This is a genomic window from Vibrio sp. 10N.261.46.E11 (assembly GCF_041472735.1).
Classification (GTDB): domain Bacteria; phylum Pseudomonadota; class Gammaproteobacteria; order Enterobacterales; family Vibrionaceae; genus Vibrio.
This window is the reverse complement of record NZ_JBFRQW010000106.1, coordinates 1-420: the sequence shown is the minus strand read 5'-3', so window position 1 is coordinate 420 and position 420 is coordinate 1. Positions and strand designations below refer to the sequence as shown.

The 420-nt window shown below is 31.4% G+C and carries 1 protein-coding gene; it reads left to right on the top strand.

Translation table 11 applies throughout. The features are described 5' to 3' along the window. Positions 1-7 precede the first annotated feature (7 nt). A partial coding sequence (locus AB4407_RS20900) for a hypothetical protein (protein WP_372121846.1) occupies positions 8-420 on the top strand: 413 nt, incomplete at its 3' end.

Sequence of the window (420 nt, the reverse complement as noted above, 5' to 3'; positions counted from 1 at the left end):
AAGTAATATGTATATTAAGTTTATTAAAGAAAATTTAAGCAATGTACTACCAGAAAAAAGACCAGGTATGGTTTTTTCTAACCCTGACTTATTTATTATTTTTGACAATACTATCCGATTCGTAATTTGGGGAGAAATTTTAGAAAAGTTGAATGAATCGTGGCTTGAAGGAAAGGATGCTTGGGATAGTAATTTTGATTTTGGTAGTCATCCTGACGATTATGATAGACAGTTTGATGATTATAAAACAATTGAACTTTTACAATTTCCAACCCTGACAGATTTAGAAGTAGAAGAAAAATATGCTTTTGTTTTTAACGAGAATAATGAATTATATATCAGTGAGAACTTCGTTAAAGACCTGAAATCAGCTGGTTGCGTCGACATATGGTATGATACCACAGCTCCATATGGTCGTTA